The following is a 19,219-nucleotide window of genomic DNA, read 5'->3' as shown; positions in this document are numbered from 1 at the left end:
TCACACCGGATGCAGGCCGGGAAACGTCAGACCGCACGTCTCCGGGAGACCGAGCATGAGATTCATGCACTGGACCGCGCCGCCCGCGGCTCCCTTCATGAGGTTGTCGAGCGCGCCCATCACGAGCGCTCTGCCGCGGTGGTCGGCGACGATCCCGACGTCGCAGTGGTTCGAGCCGAGCAGGACCTTGGCGTCCGGGTAGCGGTAGGTGCCGCGCGGGCTGTTCACCAGGCGGACGAACGGCTCGGCGGCGTAGTCCTCGCGGTACATGGCGAGCAGTTCGCGTTCGCTCACCTCGCCGACGGCCACCTTGGTCACCGTCTGCACGCCGCGCACCTGGGGTGTCGCGGTGACCGTCATGGACGCCCCGACACCCAGCGCCTCGACGACCTCCGCCTCGTGCCGGTGGTCGAACGGCGCGAACACCCGTAGCACACCGCTGCGCAGCGCATGGGAGTTGGCCGGGCCGCCGGAAGCGCCGGAGCCGCTGCTGCCGGTGCGCGCGTCGATCTGCACCTCCTCCAGGAGACCGCGGGCCGCGAGCGGCGCGAGGCTCAGGATCGCGCTGGTGGCCATGCAGCCGGGGACCGCAACCCGGTTCGCGTCGGTGATCTGCTTGCGGTGGAGTTCGGGCAGGCCGCGCACGAAGGCCCTGGCGTGCTCCCCCTCGCGCCGCCAGCCGTAGTAGCGCTCCATCAGGGCGCCGTCCTCGATCCGGAAGTCGGCGGTCAGGTCCACGATCTTCGGTGCGAGCGCGGTCATCTCGTCGAGGATCTTCGCCGTGGAGCCGTGCACCCCGGCGAGGAAGACGAGGTCGGCCGGTTCCAGGTCCGCACGTCCGCTGTAGCGCAGCCCGCTGCCGCGCAGCGGCGGGTGCGCGCTCTCCACCGCCTTGCCGGCGTGGGTGTCCGAGGTCACGGCGGTGACCTCGACCCCGGGATGGTGGACGAGCAGGCGAAGCAGCTCGCCGCCCACGAATCCCCTGCCGCCCACCACCGCGACGCGCTTCATACGGGCACCTTCACATCGGTCGGCTCGGACACACATGCCTCCACGATCCGCGCGGCGACATCGACACCCGTCGCCCGTTCGAACCCCTGGAACTCCACGCGGGAGTTCACCTCCAGCACCAGGTGGCGCCCGTCCGCGCCCTCGACCAGGTCCACCCCGGCGATCCGGGCGTCCACGGCGGCCGCCGCCCGGACGCACAGCCGCTGGATCTCCTCGTCCGGCGGGTGCTGCTCCACCGTCGCTCCCCGGGCCACGTTGTTGCGCCAGTCGCCGCCCGCCCGGACGATGACGCCCAGGCAGACACCGTCGACCACGATGCCCCGGATGTCCGGCGCGCCGGGTCTCACCGCTTCCTGCACGATCACCGTCCGTGTGACCGCCGAGGGCAGCGCGGCGCAGTGTTCGAGCACGGCGTCGGCCGCGTACCGGTCGGTGATCAGGCTGACCCGGTTGCCCCACGACGAGCTGAGGGGCTTGACCACGGCCGGGTAGCCGACCGCCTCGATCGCCTTCCTCCCGGCTTCCGGGGACGGCGCCAGCAGCGTCGTCGGGGTGGGGATGCCGAGCTGCCTCAGCCGCACATAGGTGGACCACTTGTTGCCGCACACCCGGCTCGCGGTCGCGCCGTTCACCGGGTGCGCGCCGAACGCTTCCAGCGACTCCGCTGTGAGCGCGGCCCGTTGGCTGGAGATCTCCCGGTTCAGGACCCGCATGCCCCGCAGCCGCTCGGCGTCCCGTGGTGCGAAGGACAGGGTGCGGGGGTCGAGCCGGACCGCGGGGATGTCGCGGCGTTCCAGTTCGTCCAGAAGGCGGCGCTCCTCGTGGCGGACGGTGGACAGGAGGATCCCGAGCGGCCGCTGTCGTCTTCCCGGGCGGTCACTCACCCCAGTCCTCTTCGGGCTCGGGCGCGATCGCCAGGGCCAGCGGGGCCGTCGACTGGATCTCCAGTTCCGCCGCGCACCCCGGACAGCTCACGATCTCCCCCTGATAGCTGTCCGCCGGTATCTGCAACGGGCCGGCGCAGCTGACGCACTGCGTGTCCATCTCATCTGTCCCTTCTCGAACGGTTCCCGGTCGGTTCTCGGTCGGTTCTCGGTCATCGCGGGTCGGTGACGAACTTCAGCACCTGGCGGAGCACGGAGTCGGCGGTGAGCCCGCCGACCTCCAGCAGGGACGCGTGGGTGCCGGGTGGGAGGAAGCCGGTGACGCCGATCGGGAGCCACGGGATGCCGCGGGCTCCGACCGCCGCGGCGAGCTGCGCGCCCATTCCGCCGGAGGTCCACGCCTCCTCCAGCGTGACCAGCAGACGGCACTGCCTAGCGAGGACCCGTCCGGTCGCGGCGGCGGCCTCCTGGTCGACGGTGTGGGCGTTGACCACCTGGGCGCTGTGTCCCTCGTCGGCCAGGGCGCGGGCGACGTCCAGGGCGGTGGAGAGCATCTCGGGTCCCGTCGCGACGAGGGCGATGTCGCGGCCGGTCCGGACCACCTGGGGCACGCCCAGCTCCGGTACGGGCAAGCCCGCGAACAGCGGCGACGCCTTGCGGCCGAGCCGCAGGTAGGTCGGGCCGTCGTGGCGCAGGCACTGCTCCAGCAGCGGCGCCGTCTGGTGCGCGTCGGCCGGGGCGACGACGCGCATGTGAGGCAGCGCGCTCATCAGGGCCAGGTCCTCGGTGGCGTGGTGGGTCGGCCCCAGCCAGCCTCCGCTGGCGCCGCCGTGGGTGCCGACGATGCACACCCGGCGCCGCGGATAGGCGATGTCGAGCTTGATGAACTCGAACGCCCGGCTGACGGCGAAGGCACCGAACGTGCAGACCAGCGCGCGCCGTCCGCAGTGCTCGGCACCGGCGGCGAGCCCGATGGCGGCGTTCTCCGCTATGCCGACGTTGAGGTAATCCATCTCAGCTGTCGGTTTGACGCTGCCGGTGTCGGTGTCGACGACGAGTACGCCGTGCCGTGCCGCGAGTTCCGGCAGGGCGTCCGCGAAGGCGGCACGGGTGCTCGCCCGCTCCGCTGTGACCTCAGGCATGGCCGGGCGCTCCCTTCGTGCCGCCGTTCGTGCCGCCGAGCGGGGCCGTCCGTCGCAGGCCGGCCAGGACGCGTGCGCGTTTCGCGGTGTCGAGCCGGACGAAGTGGGAGACGGCCCGGCCCGCGAGGACACCGGTGCCCTGCGCCTTGACCGTGCGGCAGACCACCGCCGTCGGCCCGTCCGTCTCCGCCGCCTCCTCGAAGGCCGCGCAGAGGGCCGCCGGGTCGTGTCCGTCCACCTCGACGGTGTGCCAGCCGAAGCCGTTCCACCGGTCGGCCACGGACGCGCCGGGGCTCACCTCGCCGACGGCCCCGGTCTGCTGGAAGCCGTTGACGTCGATCACCGCGACGAGGTTCCCGGCGTTCAGGGCGCGGCTGACCTGGGCCGCCTCCCATACGGATCCTTCCTGCAACTCGCCGTCACCGAGCAGCACATAGGTGCGCGCGGGTGTCCCGCTGTGCCGGCGCTGCGCCCAGGCGGTGCCGTTGGCGAGGGCGAGGCCGTGGCCGAGGGAGCCGGTGGCGAACTCGACGCCGGGGACGGCGACGTTGCCGTGGGTGGCCAGTCTGCCGCCGGGGCGGCAGAAGGTGCCGATCTCCTCCGGCGCGATGAAGCCGCGCTCGGCGAGTACGGCGTAGAGGGCCATCGCCGCGTGGCCCTTGCTCAGGACGAACATGTCCCGCTCGGGCCGTCCGGGGTCGGCGGGGTCGACGTTCATCGTGTGGAAGAACAGCGCCACCAGGATCTCCACGCAGGACATCGATCCGCCCAGGTGGCCGCCCTCGGGGCCGGAGCACATCTCGACGATGTGCTCCCGCACGCGGTGGGCGTGGTGTTCCAGCTGTTCGCGTGCCGCCGGCTCGTGCACGGATCTGGTCAGCGGTCCGCACCTTCCGCGAGTTCCGCCAGGACCTTCAGATGCGACCAGACCTTCTCCAGGACATCGGCGAAGTCCTGGAGCAACGGCCCGGCGTCGGGCGGCAGATGGCGCTGCTGGAGGGTGAAGCTGCGGTCGACGACGTCCTGTGTGACCGGCCACGAGCCCGGCTCCTGGGGGCATATGGACCGCAGCGCGGGCTGCTCGGGGACCGGCATCATCTGGTACCTGGTCGCCGGAAGGCCCTCGGCGCGCAGGGCCCGGATCAGCAGGTTCCGCGCCGTCGCGGTGTCCGCGCCGGGCAGGAGCCGGCCGAGGTCGACGACGAACCGCAGGATGTGCCACGCGTGCTCGTACCCTTCGGGCTCCGCCGGGCACTGCAGGCCGTCCAGGTGCTCCAGCCGCGCCAGGAAGGCGGCGACATTGGACCTGCGGGCCGCGTGGTACTCCTCGAAGCGTTCCAACTGGCTGGCGGTGTAGGCCGCCTGGACGTTGCTCAGCTTGGCGTTGAAGCCGAGCCGGTGGCTCACGTACCGCCGGGGGCGGTCCGCGCGGATGGTCTCGCCGAACTGGCGCAACTGGACGATCCGGTCGGCCACACCGTCGTCGTCGGTGACGACGAGTCCGCCTTCTCCGCAGGTGGGGAGGTTCTTCGTCATCTGGAGGCTGAAGGTGGCGGTGTTGCCGGACGCGCCGCACAGGGTGTCCCGGTAGCGGGCGCCCTGGGCCTGCGCGGCGTCCTCGACCACCACGCAGCCGTGGCGGCGCGCGATGTCGCCGATCGCCTCCATGTCGGCGCTCAGACCGTGCAGGTGCACCGGGACGACGGCCTTGGTCCGCCCGGTGATCTGCGCGGCCAGGCTCCGCGGTGACATGGTGAAGGTGACCGGGTCGACGTCGGCGTAGCGGGGTGTCGCCCCGACGTGCACCACGGCCATCGCCGTGGCGACGAAGGTCAGCGCGGGGACGACGACCTCGTCGCCGGGGCCCACCCCGTGGGCCAGCAGGGCGAGTTCGATGGCGGTGGTGCCGTTGCTCACTCCGACGCAGCGCCGTACGCCTAAGTAGTCGGCCCAGGCTCTCTCCAGCCGTTCGACGGCGGTCGGGCCGCCGGTGCGGTCGGAGACGAAGACGTTCGAGTCCAGCACCGAGAGCACCGCTGCGCGGTCGGCGTCCGTCGTCTTCGGCCAGTCCACCGGCGCGAGCGTGCCCAGTACGGGCTCGCCCCCGGTGAGCGCCAGGGTGTCCGCGGCTGCGCCGTTCATGAGGCGTCCGTCCGTTCCGTCGACAGGGCGAGCCGCCAGTCGACGGCCAGTTGCTCGTAGGCGTGCGTCAGCTCTTCGCCGCGCCGCCGGATCAGTTCCGGTGCCCCGGGGGTGTGTGCCGCGTGCGCGCTCAGCAGCCGTACGTTCGACCAGGCGGAGACGACGCGGTCCGCCGAGGCCGCTACCTCGGCCAGATGGCCGGGGCGCGTGCGGAGCGCGCACTCCTGGGCGAACCGTCCGTGCAGGTACGCCTGCGCCTGCATCGCCCAGCCGAAGGTGTACGCGGGCCGCAGCCGGGCCGGGTCGGCGCTGTGCTCCTCCAGCCGCTCGACGAACCGGCGCAGCCCGCTGCGGCCGGTCCAGACGCGGTCGGCGGGGCCTGCCGTGCCGGTGTCCCACCGGTCGAGGTTGCCTCTGAGCGCCCGTACGACCTGGTCGTCGGTGAGCGGTCCTGGTTCCGGCCGCACCTTCACGGTCAGCACCCGGCCGCCGATCTCCCGGCTGGAGAAGAACACGTCCTGGGTGTCGGTGGGGTTGCCGGACATCCAGCTCTCCACCAGGTGCTCGGCGGCCAGCCACCCCTGGAATCCCGGCGGTTGGGCGTCGGAGACGTAGAACTCCGCCTGTCCGCCGCCGGTGCGCCGCCAGGCGGGCACCACGACCAGGTGGGCCGCGTGCACGTCGTGGTAGGCGGGCCGGAAGGGCAGATGGTAGTTGTCCACCGCGACGATGACGGCGGCGTGCTCCTCGATGAGGCCGATCAGGTCGTCGGCGTCCTTCCCGGACGTCCAGGCCGACTCCACGTCGTGGTAGGGGCACAGGTCGGCCGCCACACCGCGGCTGCTCTGCGCGGGGCGGTAGAACTCCTCGCACATGGCGTCGTCGGGCGCGAACGCGAACTCACAGGCCTGGCCGAGCACTTCGACCGGCCGCAGACCGTGCTCCAGCAGGATGCTGCCGAGGGTGGTCTGCAGGCAGCTCAGCGGGTCCTCGTACCACTGGGGGTAGGTGCCGGTGGTGCCGTTCCACCGCGGAGTGCGCAGCGCCGTCCCGGTCGTACCGCCTGCGTTCACGACTGGTCCCCTTCGTCCGCCGGCCGGCCGTCCGCTCGCCGACCGACCAGCGTCATGGCGAAGAGGTGCACGGCCGGGTTCTTGGGCAGTGACATGGCGCCGAGCGGCTGCCGGGAGGTGATCGGCACACGTTGGCACCAGAGTGTGATCCCTATGCGTTCCTGCACGTGGTACGGGTAGTGGATGACGTCGGTGCGCAGCGCGAGTTCCTCGCCGTAGCCGGACCGGCCCTCCCACAGGTCGGAGAGCGCCAAGTGGTCGCGGTCCACCGAGCCGTTGGAGAAGTGCCAGGTGAGGACGTCTCTGACCCGCCGCTCGCCGCAGCCGATGACATAGAGCCAGTCCCAGCGCCGCTCGGGTACCGCTATCCGCTGTCCCGAGCAGAGCACGTTGTCCGGCCCCCGCCCGTCGAGCGGTGCGCTGCGCAGCGGCACACCGTCCACGACGACCTCCAGCGGCTCGCTCCGCGCCGGGAGCGAGTTCCGCCAGATGTTCAGCCGGCCGTCGGCGAGATTGTCGGGTGTGGTCGCCGCCTGGTTGTTCAGGAACGGCTCCAGCACGAGCATCTTGTGAACTGTCAACGGAGATCCTTCCGTACCAAGGCTCTGCGCTGCAGGCGGGGTTCGACGACGGTGAATCCGCAGGACTCGAAGGTGCTCACCCGGCCGTGGAAACTGTGGCGGTCGAATGCGGCCCCGGGATCGCGGTCGTCCTCGGGAAATGCCTCGATGAATTCCGCCTTCTCCTCCCGTGCCCACTGGACCGCCCGGTCGACGAGCACCTTCACCAGTCCCCGGTGGCGGTGCTCACGAGCCAGGTAGAGGCACACGATGGACCAGATGCGCTCGGGGTCGTCGCCCTCGATCGGTTTCGCCGCCCGGGATCCGCGCAGCCGCGGGAAGGCCGAGCGGGGACCGGCCCCGAGCCAGCCGGCCGGGACGCCGTCGACCGAGCCGAGGACGCCCACCCGCTCGCCGGACGTGACCAGGTCGCGCAGCCGGTCCCGGCGTGCCGCGGTGCCGCAGCCGGAGCGTTCCTTCGATGTCATCCGGAAGTAGGTGCACCAGCAGTTCTCCACGAGTCCTTTCGGTTCGAAGAACTCGCTGACGGCGGGCCAGTCGTCGGGTCCGACAACAGTGGTGACGAATTCACTCATCAGTTCTGCCTTCCGCGGTTTCTCAGTCGACCCGGCCGGTCAGTCCCGGTCATTTCCAGGTCACTGTCAGCGGCAGACACACTACGCCGTTCAAGAAGTTCGAGATGAGATGTCCGGGATCTCCGCCGAGCGACACGGAACGGACATTCTTCCGCCAGAGATCGAAGAATATCCGCATGCCGAGGGCGGCGACATGCTGCCCGATGCAGCGGTGCACACCGACTCCGAAGGCCAGGTGCTGGTTCGGGGAGCGGTCCGGAAGGAAGGCGTACGGCTCCTCGAACACCGCCTCGTCGCGGTTGGCCGAGGCGATCCAGGCGGAGACCAGCGAACCGGCCGGCACCTCGGTCCCGGCGAGCGCGGTGTCCGCGGTGGTGCGCCGCAGGACGTGGTTGACGGGGCTCGCCCAGCGCAGTGCCTCGTCGACGAACCTCTGGTCGGTGCGCTCCTGGCGGGTGAACCACGACCACAGATCGTCGTCGCTCGCCAGGAGGATCAGCGTCTGGTTGATCGTCTGGGGCACGGTGGGGTTGGCGCCCATGAGGAACGCGTACGCGTTCAGCAGGGCGACGTCCCTGCCCTCGTCGCCGACGACCTGGGCGGTGACCGGGCACCGGCCGCTCACCGTGTCCCCGGAGGGGTTCGCCTCCAGCACCTCGCCGAGGACGGTCATGATCGTCGTGTGCGCCTCGAAGAGGTCGAACCGGCGCTGGTACTCCGACCCGGCCGAGTCCACTCCCCCCATGGCGCGCACCGTGGCCCGGCCGGTGGTGGTCCACTCCTGCTGCGGGATGCCCATGAGCTGCCCGGTGATCGTCATGGGCAGGGTGACCATCGCCTCGCAGAAGTCGAACGACTCCCGGCCGCGCACGGTCTCGAACAGCTCGGACATGCGGTCCGTGATGCCCTGTTCGAGGCGCTGCGTGGCCGGCACGGTCATCAGCGGGGTGAAGGCGCGTTTGATCTCGGAGTGCAGGGGCGGGTCGGTGAGGTGGATCGCCGCGCCCGCCGCGACGTCCCCGTCCCCCCGTACGGTGAGCATGGTGCTGTACGCCGAGGAGAACGTCCCGGGGTCGCCCAGGACCTCACGGACGTCCGCGTAGCGCGTCGCCGCGTAGAACTCCTGTCCGTCGGGGGTCCGCTGGCGGTGCAGGCCGCCGCTGTCGCGCAGTTCCTGCCAGACCGCGTGCATGTCCCGTTCGGCGTACTGCGCTTCCTCGTAGACGTCCGGCGACACCGCGTCCGAGGGCTGAGGGCCTTTGAGGGAGACTCGCATCGGAAGACCGCCTTCGCATGGGGGGGTGAGGTGACTCGGACACTGCTCGTGCGTTCCGGCCGGTGCCGGGCTCGCCGGCGGCCCGCTCGCGGCGGCTGTGCCGCCCGGGTCATCCGTCCGCCACCCTGCCCTCGTGGTCCAGGAGTCCCATGTTCTGGGCGCACTTCATGTAGAAGCGCGAGGCGACCGACCACTCCGTGATGCCCTGGGCGCCCAGCACCTGCATGGCGCTGCGCACGACGCGCACCAGGGCGTCCTGTTCCACCAGTTCGAAGCGCCGTACGGCGTCCTCGTCCACGTTCTGCGCGTGCTCGGCGAGTTCGTGGAGCCGCGCGCCCAGGGCGGTCAGCTCGGCGTAGCCGCGGATCAGCGGGAACATCAGGGAGTCCTGATCGACCAGGCGGCGGCCGAACTGCTCCCGGGTGACGGCATGTTCCCACGCGGTGCGGAAGAGGCCGATGCCGAGGCCCAGGACGTAGGCCGCGTGGCGCAGCCTGCACGCACGCTCCGGGCACGGGCCGTGCGGGGTCTGCGTGCCGCCGTCGCCCGCGAAGTGGTGCGGGGTGTAGGCGTTCTCGTACCCGAGGTAGCCCATGCCGAGGCTGATGCCGCAGCCGGCGGTGAGGCCGAGTCCGAGGCCGCCCGCCTCCTCCGGGCGTTCGACCAGGTCGAAGCCGAGGTCGGTGAGGGTCTTCGCCAGCGCCTCGCGCCGCTCGTCCGAGTAGGCGAAAAGCGGCTCGGCCTTGATGCGGGCGCCCTCTGGTTCGAGGACCTCCACGACGGTGTCGACGAGGTCGCCGCCGAAGCGGTGCAGGATCTCCAGGCAGCGACGGGAGCACTCCTCCTTGAGATCCGCCGAGAGGGTGGACAGCATCATCTCCGACGTGCCGGCGGACAGGGTGAGTCCGGGCGACTCGGTCAGCGCCGAGAAGAGTTCCTCGTGGACCAGGTCGTCCGCGCCGGGCGCGCTGGCGAGGGTGCTCCAGCGGCGCAGCACCTCGTGCCCGACCTGCTGGCAGGTCTCGCTGGTGTACAGCTTGGCGACGGCGGTGTCGGTGGCCCTGACGTCGGCGCGCAGGAACACCTCGGTGGCCGCGCGTGCCAGGGTCGTGGCGCACTCGACCTGGCCCTCCAGCCGCCGCAGCCGCTCGGACGGCGCGGTCGTGGTGTACAGCGCCTTCAGCCAGCGGGCCGCCCTGACGACATGGTCGATGCCGGTGCGTTCGATGGCCAGGGCGCCGTCGAGCAGGGCCCAGCCGCGGCCCTCGTCGCCCACCCGGCGCCAGCTCTCGACCTCGACCTCGTGGAGGCGTACGCGGCACATCCGTTCGCGTTGCACCGTCTGGACGAGTTCGACGCTCACGCCGTCGGCCGCCAGGTCGATGACGAAGAGGGTGATGCCGTCGTACTTGTGCCCGTCCTGGCCGGTGCGCGCGGCCACCAGCGCCGAACCCGCGATGTCGCTGTAGATGCTGAACACCTTGACGCCGTTGAGGACATAGTTCTCGCCCCGGCGCTCCGCCCTGGTCCGCAGCGCCGCGAGGTCGCTCCCGGCGCGCGGTTCGCTGTAGAGGACGGTGGCGAACTCCTCACCGCGGGCGATGCGCGGGAGCAGCTCGCGCCTGAGCCGTTCGGAGCCTGACTTCAGGACGAAGTTGCCCACGATCTGCACGGTGAGCGCGTACACCAGGTCCGGCAGCCCGGTCGAGGAGAAGCCCTCGAAGAGCTCGATGGCGCGGCGCGTCGGTGTTCCGGCGCCGCCGTACTCGCTCGGCCAGTCCGGGGTGAGCAGTCCGCGCCGGCCCAGTTCCCGGTACGCCTCGGTGATGGCGTCGGGGTCCATCCGCCGGGCCCTGATCACGAGGTCGCGCCAGTGGGGTGTGTCCACGAGCTGCTTCAGCGACGCGTGCAGAGCGGCACCGTCGGCCTCGGCCGCCGGGCCGTCCGGGTGCGGGACGGCTGCCGCCGCTGCCGGGGGCTCGTCCCGGACGGCCCGTTCGATGGCGGCGAGGTTGCCGTCGTCCCGGAGCAGGCCGTAGTGGTCGCCGGGCAGGTCCTGGAAGCGCACGCCGCCCGAAGTGACCGTGCGCCAGTCGCACTTGGCGGACTCCACGGCGCGTACGGAGACGACGTCGAGGTCTCCCGGTGTGGGCTCCCACTCGCAGATGAGCCGTCGGTTGTGCTCGAAGATCTCGAAGCGCTCGGTGAACGTCTCCAGGTCCATGTCGAGTGCGGCGGCGGCCTCCGCGCGGGTGTCCGGCGCGCTCTCGCCGTCGCGTCCGCTCAGCCTGGACACGTCGTCCACGAAGGCCCGTACCGCCTCGCCGGGTGTCCAGCGCGGGTAGACGCCGCCCGACCACGTCGAGTCGAGGAGCACCACCCTCGGGCGGCGTCCCCGGGCGGCGAGCAGGCAGGCGATCTCCCAGGCGAGGGCGCCGCCGAAGGACCAGCCGCACACCAAATCGACCTCGGGTCCCCGGCCGGCGAAGCTCTCGACGTACCGCCGGGCCAGTTCCTGCATCGACTCGGCTGGTCCGCCGTCGGCGAGTGTCCTCGCGGAGGCTTCGAGGCCGAAGCACCGGTGGTCGCCGAGCCGGCGGACCAGCGGCTGGTAGGCCAGCAGACTGCCGCCCACCGGGTGGGCGAACAGGAGCACCTGGCCGGAGGAGTCCGGCCGGCTCAGTTCGATGAGACTCGTTGTGTCCGCCCCCGCCGATCTCGTCCGGAGATAGGCGTTCAGGCGTTCCCCTTCACGTTGCATCACGTGTTTCCTGCCCTTGTGGTCGATGTCCGGCTGCTCACTCGGCCAGGAGTCGGGAAACGTCCTCTTCGGACATCTGCTCGATGACCTTCTCGAGTTCCTCGGGGGGCAGGCCGGCCAGCCGGGCCCGTTCCACCTCCAGGGCCATGCTCCGAACGCTGGAGTCAGCGAAGAACGCGGCCAGGGAGATGTCCGTGGCGAAGATCTTCTTGATCTTGGAGACCAGTTGGGCGGCCTGCAGGCTGGTCCCGCCCAGGTCGAAGAAGCTGACGTTCTTGGCGAAGTCGGTGCGGCCGAGGATCGGGCCGAACGCCTTGGTCAGCATCTGCCGTTCGACGTCGCTGAGCTGCTCCTCGGGCTCCGGCTCGGCGGTGGCGTCGACACCGGGCAGGGCACGCTCGTCGATCTTCCCGCTGGCGTTGATCGGCAGTTCGTCCAGCACCAGGAAGGTGCTCGGCACCATCGTGGACACGAGATACCTGCGGCAGTGCTCCCGCAGCGCCGCCTCGGACACGTGGGGTGCTCCGCCGGTGGCGCAGTAGGCGACGACCCTCTTGTGGTCCTGCACCTGCTGGACCTGGACGTACACGTTGCGGATCCCGTCGAAGGCGCGGATGACGCTCTCGATCTCGCCGATCTCGATCCGCACGCCGTTTATCTTGACCTGCTTGTCGGCGCGGCCGACGTAGACGAGGCGGCCGTCGCCGTTGAGCCGCACCAGGTCACCGGTCAGATAGAGGCGCGCCTCGGGGTCGTCGCCGACGGGGTCCCGGATGAACCGCCGCCGGTTGTCCTCGTCCCGGTGCCAGTATCCGGCGGCCAGTCCGACGCCGCCGATGGCCAGCTGTCCGATGACACCCTGCGGCACCGGTGTGTTCTGCTCGTCCAGCACATACGCGACGTGGTTGTCCATCGGGGCGCCGATGGGCAGGGCGGCGGCCGACAGCGGCTCCTTCAGCTCCTCGACGATGCTGGTGACGGTGCACTCGGTGACGCCGTAGCCGTTGAAGATGCGCCGGCCCCTGCCCCAGGCCCGGACGAGTTCGTGGGAGAAGGCCTCACCGCCCACGAACACGATGCGCAGGTCGTCCAGCGGGGCCGGGTCGAGCAGTTTCATGACCGACGGCGGCAGGTCGGTGACCGTGACGCGGTGCTCCTCCAGGAACCGCTGGACGCCCGACATGTCCAGGCGCATCGCGGACGGCACGAGGTGGAGCGAGGCGCCGGTGAGCAGGGCGCCGAACATCTCGAAGACCGAGACGTCGAATCCGCAGGACGCGTAGCCGAGGAACCGGTCCTGAGGTGTGAGTTCGAACAGCGTCCGGACGTTGCGTATGAACCCGAGTATGTTGTCGTGGCTGACGAGTACGCCCTTCGGGGTGCCCGTGCTGCCCGAGGTGTACATCAGGTAGGCGATCGCGTCCCCGCCAGGGGCCGTGCCGGATGTGTCCGCCGCGTCCGGGAGATCGGTCGGCAGCCGTGACTCCAGGGCGGGTGCGACCCCGGCCGTCGTCGCGTCGCAGACGACGCGCCGCGGTTCCGCGTTCTCGATGATCGCCTCGATGCGGCCCGGCGGATTCATCGCGTCGACCGGCACATACACGGCGCCCAGTGCCAGCAGTGCCAGTACGGTCGCGGGGAAGTCGGGTGACGGTGTGAGCGCGACGCCCACCCGGTCCCCGGCGCCGACACCCTGCGCGGCGAGGTGGGCGCGGATCGCCTCGGCGCGCCGCCGCAACTGACCGTAGGTCAGTTCCTCGTCGGGGGTGCTGACGGCCACGCGCTGCGTGTGTGCGTCCGCGATCTCACAGAAATGTGTGAAGACATTTCCGGTGGGTGTCGGGACCGTGCGTCCTTGACCGAAACGCAGTTGGGTTTCGCGGGATTCCTCGTCGTGGGCCCAGGACTGCCGCAGGCTGAGCTCGGGAAGGGAGATCGCCCTGCGCAGGATTCCGACGAAGACCCGCTGCATGGTGTCGATCGTCGCCCGGTCGAATATATCGGTGTTGTACCCGATATTGATCTCCAGATCCGGGCCGTTCTGCGTGACCGTCCAGGACTGGAAGAACTTCGCGCGCGAGGTCTCCGGTATTTTCTCGTCGGCTGTAATCCCGTCGAGCCGGAGCGGCTCCGCCCACTCGTTCATCGTCAGTGTGTACTGGAACAGGGTGGAGCGCGAGGGGTCGCGTTTGACGCCGGCGCCCGCGATGATCTCCTCCAGCGGGAGCTGCCCGTGCGCCTGGCCGTCGCGGAATCGCCGCTGAATTCCCGCGAGGCATTCCTTGAAGGTCTCGTCGGGATCGATGCGGCAGCGCAGCGGAAGCATGTTGATGAAGAAGCCGACGGTTCTTTCGCACTCGACTTCGGAGCGGTTCGCGGTGGGCATTCCGAAGATGACGTCCTCGGAACCCGAGTACCGGTGGAAGAGGCAGGCCATCGCCGTGGCGTAGACGGTGATCGGGGTGGTGGACAGCGACGAGGCGAGATCGTTGACCTGTGCCGCGAGCCCCGGCCAGCTGCTCTCCAGCGCGGACCCCTCGTAGGTCGCCTCGGGCGGCAGCGGGCGGTCGCCTGCAATGTCCATGACATCCACACCGCTGAGCGTGTCCGCCCAGTAGTCCGCGCTCTCCTGCCAGGCCCCCGCGCCCATGCGCTTGCGCTGCCACTCGCTGAAGTCGGCGAACTGCACGGTGGGGGGCTCGATCTTGGGGGTGGTGCCGGTTCTTCGGGCGTTGTACTCCTGTTCTAACTCCTCGAAGAAGATCGAGGTCGACACGCCGTCGAAGATGATGTGGTGGACGACGAAGCCGAAGTAGTGCAGGTCGTCACCGACGGTGACCAGAGCGGCCCGCCACAGCGGGAACCGCGTCAGGTCGAGCACGGTGTCGCCGAGTTCGGCCATGAACCGCTCGGCCTCTTCCTCGGACTGCGCGGACTTCCGCTCGACGACGATCTCCGGGCTCTCCACAATGCCCTGGAAATACTCGTCGTTCTCCACCAGGACATAGGTGCGCAGCGCCTCATGACGCATGATGATGCTCGCGACGGAATCGGTGAGGGCGTCGACGTCGAGATCACCTTCGAGACGGAACAGGAATCCGACGTTGTAGGTCGACATTCCGGTCCGCAACCGGTCGACGAACCACAAGGTGTTCTGCGAGTACGAAAGGGGGACGTTGTTCCGGTCCTGACGGGGACGCGGCCCGTCGGTGACCCGGGAGCGTGCACGTGCCAACATGCTTGCGAGTGACTGCTTCTTTTCCGTCGCGGTACCGTCATGCACTGAACTCACACAAAGCTCCCTTGACGTCAATTGGCGATACAAAGCAGCAGTTCTGCGGTATTTCAGCAGTGCAGGCACGTGATCGTGCAACACGAGGCACGTCCGACCCCGGCGCATACCCTGCCCCACCGACACCAGGCGGTCAAGGCAGCCAGGAATGTAAGATCCTGCGATCGGACTTGTAAAAGTTCCATGGTTTACCCGGGTGATTGGGTATCGACCGGCCGGCGGCGCGGAGCGGTGCGCGACGGTTTTCAAGATCCGCCCGCGTCCGGTACTGCTTCCGCTTCCGGAACGCCTGCGCCGAGTCTTCGCTGATGCGGCCGGATCTCCGTGCGGTGGAGGGAGAATTCCGGCCGTCCGCTTCGCTCGCACCGGGCCACGGCACGGCGGGCCTCCCCCTCCGGCTCCGGTCTCGCCGTCTGCGGGCGCTCGGCGGAGCGGGCCGCACACGGCCGCGCACCGTGCCCCTGCTCCCCCGCCCGGCCGACACCCGCCGGCCGCCCGCCGCGGCGGTGTCCGGCATCAGCTCGGCGGCGGACCACCGCGCCGTACCGCCGCCCGACACATCGTCAGAAATATACAGGTGTGTGTGCACACCCCGGCGCGGCCGATCACGCGGGCGTCCGGGACGAAGACACCTTGTGATGCCGGGCGACGAGGTCGTCCCGGTGGTGGGGAACACCGGCACGTACCACCGCGACGGTGTCGACGAGCGCGGCGAAGTCCGTGAAGGGGTCCCCGTCGACCACCGTCAGCTCGGCCAGCCTGCCCGCCTCGACCGTGCCGAGGTCCGGGGCGAGACCGAAGAGACGGGCCGGGACGGTGGTGGCGGTGTGCAGGGCCTCGGCCGCGGTGAACCCGTGGGCGTGCAGACCCCGCAGCGCCAGATGGAGGGAGAGACCGACCGGCACCAGCGGCGAGTCGGTGCCCAGGGCGAGCCGGGCCCCGTGCTCGGCCAGCCGCCGGTAGTCGCCGAACTCGACCTTCAGCGCCGCGAGTTCGGGAGCGCCGGGGCGGGTGCGGGCGCGGTCGTGGACGGTGGCCGCGTCCCAGGGCGGCATGAGGACGTCCACCCGGGGATCGTCGGCGAGCGCCGGGGCGGCGCCGAGCAGGACCTGTGCGCTGAACGGCGTCATGATCAGGGCGAAGCCGCCGTCGGCGTACTGCTCGACCAGGTCCTGGTGGATGTGGCCGAGCGGGGTGGTGGCATGGCCGTACGGCAGTCGCTGGGTGGCCTGGAGATGGGTGGTGAGATCCTGGCCGGCGGCCCGGCCCGGCGCGCACAGATGGCTGCCGCACGGCACACCCAGCCGGTGCGCCGCCTCGGCGGCCCGTGCCATGTACGTGCCCGGGGCGCGCACATAGGTCTTGACGAAGTCGACGTCCAGGGCGGCGGCCCGCGCCAGGGTGCGCCGTACCCCGCTCTCGGTGCGGTGGGCGCGGCCCATGCTGTAGGCGGTGCGCGAGCCGTCGATCAGTTCGGCGCAGGCCAGTGAGCGCGGCCCCAGGCAGGCGCCCGACGCGGTGGCCTCGCGCAGCCGGGCCGTCTCGTACAGCGGGCCGCCCATGCAGGCGGTGGTCGTGATGCCGTAGGCGAGGGCCGTCAGGTTCTGCCGGGCGCCGTAGGTGGCCTGGTAGGGGTGGGTGTGGCTGTCGAACAGGCCCGGCAGGACGGTCCACGAGGAGGCGTCGAAGGTGCGGTGGCCCGGTCGGCGCGCGCGGTGCGGTGCGACGGCGGTGATCCGGTCGCCGCGCACGAGGATGTCCACGTCGTGGCGCGGCGCCCGGCCGGTGCCGTCCCACAGCTGCCCGGCGTGGACGCGCAGCGGTTCCCGGCCGCCGGGGCCGTCGCGGCGGGCGGCGGGCACGGTGGGGACGCCGGTCAGGGTGCGCGTCCGGCCCGGCATGCGGGCGTCGTCCAGGGACAGCAGACGCAGGTGCCCGCAGGACAGGTACAGGAGGGTGCGGGAGTCCGCCGCCCAGCTCGGGTGGTCGGCCGGCTCGTCGGTGAGCCTGCGGGCGGGCCCCGCCGGAGTGCCGTCGGGGGTGACCGGCAGCAGCCACAGCGCGGATTCGGCGACGAGCGCCATCCAGCGGCCGTCCGGCGACCACACGGGTCCGGCCGCGACCCGGTCGGACAGCGACTGGTGCGCGGCGGGCAGGTGGCGCCGCTCGGTGCCCGTGCGGACGTCGACGACGCGGATGACGTTGTAGCCCTCGCGGAAGCGGCGGTTGAGCCGGTTGCGGTCGCAGAAGGCCACCCGGCGGCCGTCCGGCGACCAGGTGGGGGTGCCGGGCGGGCCGTCGGTGGCGAGGGGGCGGGCGACGGTCCGTTCCCCGCCCGTGGCCAGGTCGCGGACCAGCAGGTTGCCGTGGACGTCGAGGCAGGCCAGGTGTGTGCCGTCCGGCGACAGGGCCGGGGAGAGGCGTCCGCCGCCGGTCACGGCCTCGTCCGCCGAGCCGTCCAGGCGGATCCTGCGTACGGCCGTCAGTCCGTCGCGGTCGGTGCAGTACAGCAGGCTGCGCCCGTCGGGGGCCCAGGCCGGCATCTGCACGTACTCCGTACCGGCGGCCCGCAGCAGCTCGCGCGGCGGTTCGGCGCCGGCGCCCGGGGCCCCGGACGGCAGCAGCCACAGGGAGTTGAGGGCCGCGCACGCCACCCGGCGCCCGTCCGGGGACAGCACCGGGCGGTGCAGACCGCGCACGGGCACGGGGGCGGTGTCGGTGTCGGTCCGTGATGTGTCGCGCCCTACGCCGCGGCGGTGCGGGCCGGGGACCGGCATCCGGGCGGTGAACGGGATGTCGCTGACGGCCGGGTTGGTCAGGGAGCGGATCCGGATCCGGCCGTCCGCGACGTAGAGGAGGCGGTCCTCGCCGAGCCAGCACGGCGGGGCGGCGGCCAGGTCCTCGTCCGCCGCGACCACCTTTCCGTCGACCAGCAGTTCGGCCCGGGACGGCGGGAGGGAGGGCGGGCCGTCCGTGCCGGACAGCCGCAGCCAGGCGATCCGGCCGCGCGGGGACACGGCCGGGCACAGCAGACGGCCCGTGGCCGTGGTGTGCACCGGCTGGGCTGTGCCGTCCGCCAGGGAGACCCGGACCAGTGAGAGACCGCCGTCGTTCCCGCCGTCCGGTGTGTGGGCGGCGCGCACGCACACCAGGGTGCGTCCGTCCGCGGACCACACCGGGTCGTAGTCCTCGAAGGGGCCTGCCGTCACCCGGGTGAGCCGGGTGCTGCCGACATCGAGGGTCCACAGGCCGTAGGAGCCGCCGGTCACCGGGTCGCCGCCGCGCTCGGAGGAGAACGCCAGCCGGGTGCCGTCCGGCGACCACGCCGCCCCGCGGTCGTCCCACGGGCCGTCGGTGACCCGGCGCAGTCCGCCGCCGTCGGCCCGCATCGTCCACAGGTGGAAGGCGCCGCCCGCGTAGCCGCACAGGGCCACCGTCCGGCCGTCCGGCGCGAACGCGGGCCGGGTCGCCTCCACCTCCCAGCGGGTCAGCCGCTCGGCCGCGCCGCCCGCCCGCGGCACGCGCCACAGCACGCCCTGCACCTCGGCGATCAGCGCGTGTCCTTCCGGGTGCGCGGTGACGGACCCTCCGGTCGTCTCGCGGTACGTCAGGACGCGCCCCGTCCCGGCCGCGGCGAACGCCCGGCCGGCGGGCGCCCCGACCGGCGAGACCGGCGCGACCGAGGCGGCCGACGCCCCCAGGAAGCGCCGCCTGGTGACGGACCCGTGCCCCGCATCCGTGCCGTGGTCCATGGCGCGTTCCTCCCGTGTCCCGATCTCACCGGCCCGACCGACCACCTGGTCAACCGGCGGCGGCCCGGAGGGTCACGGGTCCGGTCGGGTGAAGTGCCGTGGAGGCGACGTGAGGTGACACCGCTTCGTGTTCTGTACCGGGCAGCCGGGGCGGACGTCGGTGGTCACTGCCGCACGTCCGGGCCGGGTGGCAGGCCGGCCACCTCGTCGACCAGGGGCTGGACCCGGTGGGGGACGACGGCGCTCAGGGCGATGACCGTCGTGCTGCGGCGGACGCCCGGTACGGCGAGGACATCGTCGATCACCTGCTGGACGTGCTGGTTGCTCGTGCCCGCGATGCGGCACCAGATGTCACCGGGGCCCGTCACGATGTGGGCCTCGATGATCTGCGGGACGGCCCGCAGACGGGCGGCGATGGCCTCGCGGGCCGGCTGGTCCACCTCGAAGGTGGTGAACGCCTGGACCACGTGGCCGAGGGCGGCGACGTCCACGTCCGGGCCGTAGCCGGTGACCACGCCGGAGGCGGTCAGCCGGTCGAGCCGGGCCTGCAGCGTGCCGCGTGCGACGCCGAGCCGGCGGGCGATCTCCAGCAGGCCCTCGCGGGGGCGCTCCCGCAGCAGGCGCAGCATCCGGCCGTCGAGCGGGTCGAGTCCCTGGCGTGCCATGGCGCTGTGCCTGCCGATCTGCGATCTCGGAGGCATCGTCCGGCCTCATTCTTTGTCAGATTAGC

Annotated in this window: 14 protein-coding genes; all 14 read right to left on the bottom strand. The window is 71.5% G+C overall.

From position 1 onward, the window contains the following. On the bottom strand, window positions 1-1,011 hold the full coding sequence (gene argC / locus R4Z62_RS33050) for an N-acetyl-gamma-glutamyl-phosphate reductase (RefSeq protein ID WP_064537043.1): 1,011 nt from the start codon (window positions 1,009-1,011) through the stop codon (window positions 1-3). Next, window positions 1,008-1,895, bottom strand: coding sequence for a RimK family alpha-L-glutamate ligase (locus R4Z62_RS33045; protein ID WP_064537042.1), 888 nt, complete (start codon window positions 1,893-1,895; stop codon window positions 1,008-1,010). The genes argC and R4Z62_RS33045 overlap by 4 nt, the downstream gene beginning before the upstream one ends. Next, window positions 1,888-2,055, bottom strand: coding sequence for a hypothetical protein (locus R4Z62_RS33040; RefSeq protein WP_018569679.1), 168 nt, complete (start codon window positions 2,053-2,055; stop codon window positions 1,888-1,890). The genes R4Z62_RS33045 and R4Z62_RS33040 overlap by 8 nt, the downstream gene beginning before the upstream one ends. 52 nt (window positions 2,056-2,107) lie before the next feature. After that, complete coding sequence (locus R4Z62_RS33035) at window positions 2,108-3,037, bottom strand: transketolase family protein (RefSeq protein ID WP_491521731.1); 930 nt, start codon at window positions 3,035-3,037, stop codon at window positions 2,108-2,110. Beyond that, complete coding sequence (locus R4Z62_RS33030) at window positions 3,030-3,905, bottom strand: transketolase (RefSeq protein WP_491521730.1); 876 nt, start codon at window positions 3,903-3,905, stop codon at window positions 3,030-3,032. Before R4Z62_RS33030 ends, R4Z62_RS33035 begins: the two co-directional genes overlap by 8 nt. 8 nt (window positions 3,906-3,913) lie before the next feature. Beyond that, the gene (locus R4Z62_RS33025; protein ID WP_382849414.1) at window positions 3,914-5,179 is read right to left on the bottom strand and encodes a DegT/DnrJ/EryC1/StrS family aminotransferase; all 1,266 of its coding nucleotides are present in this window, start codon (window positions 5,177-5,179) and stop codon (window positions 3,914-3,916) included. Next, the gene (locus R4Z62_RS33020) at window positions 5,176-6,252 is read right to left on the bottom strand and encodes a BtrH N-terminal domain-containing protein (RefSeq protein ID WP_491521729.1); all 1,077 of its coding nucleotides are present in this window, start codon (window positions 6,250-6,252) and stop codon (window positions 5,176-5,178) included. Before R4Z62_RS33020 ends, R4Z62_RS33025 begins: the two co-directional genes overlap by 4 nt. Then, on the bottom strand, window positions 6,249-6,833 hold the full coding sequence (locus R4Z62_RS33015; protein ID WP_159393138.1) for a beta-sandwich domain-containing protein: 585 nt from the start codon (window positions 6,831-6,833) through the stop codon (window positions 6,249-6,251). The genes R4Z62_RS33020 and R4Z62_RS33015 overlap by 4 nt, the downstream gene beginning before the upstream one ends. Further along, window positions 6,830-7,408, bottom strand: coding sequence for a GNAT family N-acetyltransferase (locus R4Z62_RS33010; protein ID WP_064537036.1), 579 nt, complete (start codon window positions 7,406-7,408; stop codon window positions 6,830-6,832). Before R4Z62_RS33010 ends, R4Z62_RS33015 begins: the two co-directional genes overlap by 4 nt. Before the next feature lie 49 nt (window positions 7,409-7,457). Then, the gene (locus R4Z62_RS33005; RefSeq protein WP_491521728.1) at window positions 7,458-8,684 is read right to left on the bottom strand and encodes a cytochrome P450; all 1,227 of its coding nucleotides are present in this window, start codon (window positions 8,682-8,684) and stop codon (window positions 7,458-7,460) included. Window positions 8,685-8,793: 109 nt separating this feature from the next. Then, a complete protein-coding gene (locus tag R4Z62_RS33000) occupies window positions 8,794-11,445 on the bottom strand; it encodes an acyl-CoA dehydrogenase family protein (protein WP_491521727.1) in 2,652 nt (883 codons plus the stop codon). Between the two features lie 37 nt (window positions 11,446-11,482). Beyond that, the gene (locus R4Z62_RS32995) at window positions 11,483-14,683 is read right to left on the bottom strand and encodes a non-ribosomal peptide synthetase (protein WP_491521726.1); all 3,201 of its coding nucleotides are present in this window, start codon (window positions 14,681-14,683) and stop codon (window positions 11,483-11,485) included. Window positions 14,684-15,342: 659 nt separating this feature from the next. Continuing rightward, complete coding sequence (locus R4Z62_RS32990; RefSeq protein WP_491521725.1) at window positions 15,343-18,489, bottom strand: amidohydrolase family protein; 3,147 nt, start codon at window positions 18,487-18,489, stop codon at window positions 15,343-15,345. Between the two features lie 164 nt (window positions 18,490-18,653). Next, on the bottom strand, window positions 18,654-19,154 hold the full coding sequence (locus R4Z62_RS32985; RefSeq protein ID WP_064537031.1) for an Lrp/AsnC family transcriptional regulator: 501 nt from the start codon (window positions 19,152-19,154) through the stop codon (window positions 18,654-18,656). Window positions 19,155-19,219: the final 65 nt, after the last annotated feature.

It is taken from the genome of Streptomyces sp. PL-25 (assembly GCF_058344915.1).
The sequence above is the reverse complement of the archived record's forward strand: the minus strand, read 5'-3'. Positions and strand labels throughout refer to the sequence as shown.

Bases quoted from the DNA above. Each gene is read 5' to 3' on its own strand.
- argC (WP_064537043.1), bottom strand. From the start codon at position 1,011: ATGAAGCGCGTCGCGGTGGTGGGCGGCAGGGGATTCGTGGGCGGCGAG.
- R4Z62_RS33040 (WP_018569679.1), bottom strand. From the start codon at position 2,055: ATGGACACGCAGTGCGTCAGCTGCGCCGGCCCGTTGCAGATACCGGCG.
- R4Z62_RS33035 (WP_491521731.1), bottom strand. From the start codon at position 3,037: ATGCCTGAGGTCACAGCGGAGCGGGCGAGCACCCGTGCCGCCTTCGCG.
- R4Z62_RS33025 (WP_382849414.1), bottom strand. From the start codon at position 5,179: ATGAACGGCGCAGCCGCGGACACCCTGGCGCTCACCGGGGGCGAGCCC.
- R4Z62_RS33010 (WP_064537036.1), bottom strand. From the start codon at position 7,408: ATGAGTGAATTCGTCACCACTGTTGTCGGACCCGACGACTGGCCCGCC.
- R4Z62_RS33005 (WP_491521728.1), bottom strand. From the start codon at position 8,684: ATGCGAGTCTCCCTCAAAGGCCCTCAGCCCTCGGACGCGGTGTCGCCG.
- R4Z62_RS33000 (WP_491521727.1), bottom strand. From the start codon at position 11,445: ATGCAACGTGAAGGGGAACGCCTGAACGCCTATCTCCGGACGAGATCG.
- R4Z62_RS32995 (WP_491521726.1), bottom strand. From the start codon at position 14,683: ATGTTGGCACGTGCACGCTCCCGGGTCACCGACGGGCCGCGTCCCCGT.
- R4Z62_RS32990 (WP_491521725.1), bottom strand. From the start codon at position 18,489: ATGGACCACGGCACGGATGCGGGGCACGGGTCCGTCACCAGGCGGCGC.
- R4Z62_RS32985 (WP_064537031.1), bottom strand. From the start codon at position 19,154: ATGGCACGCCAGGGACTCGACCCGCTCGACGGCCGGATGCTGCGCCTG.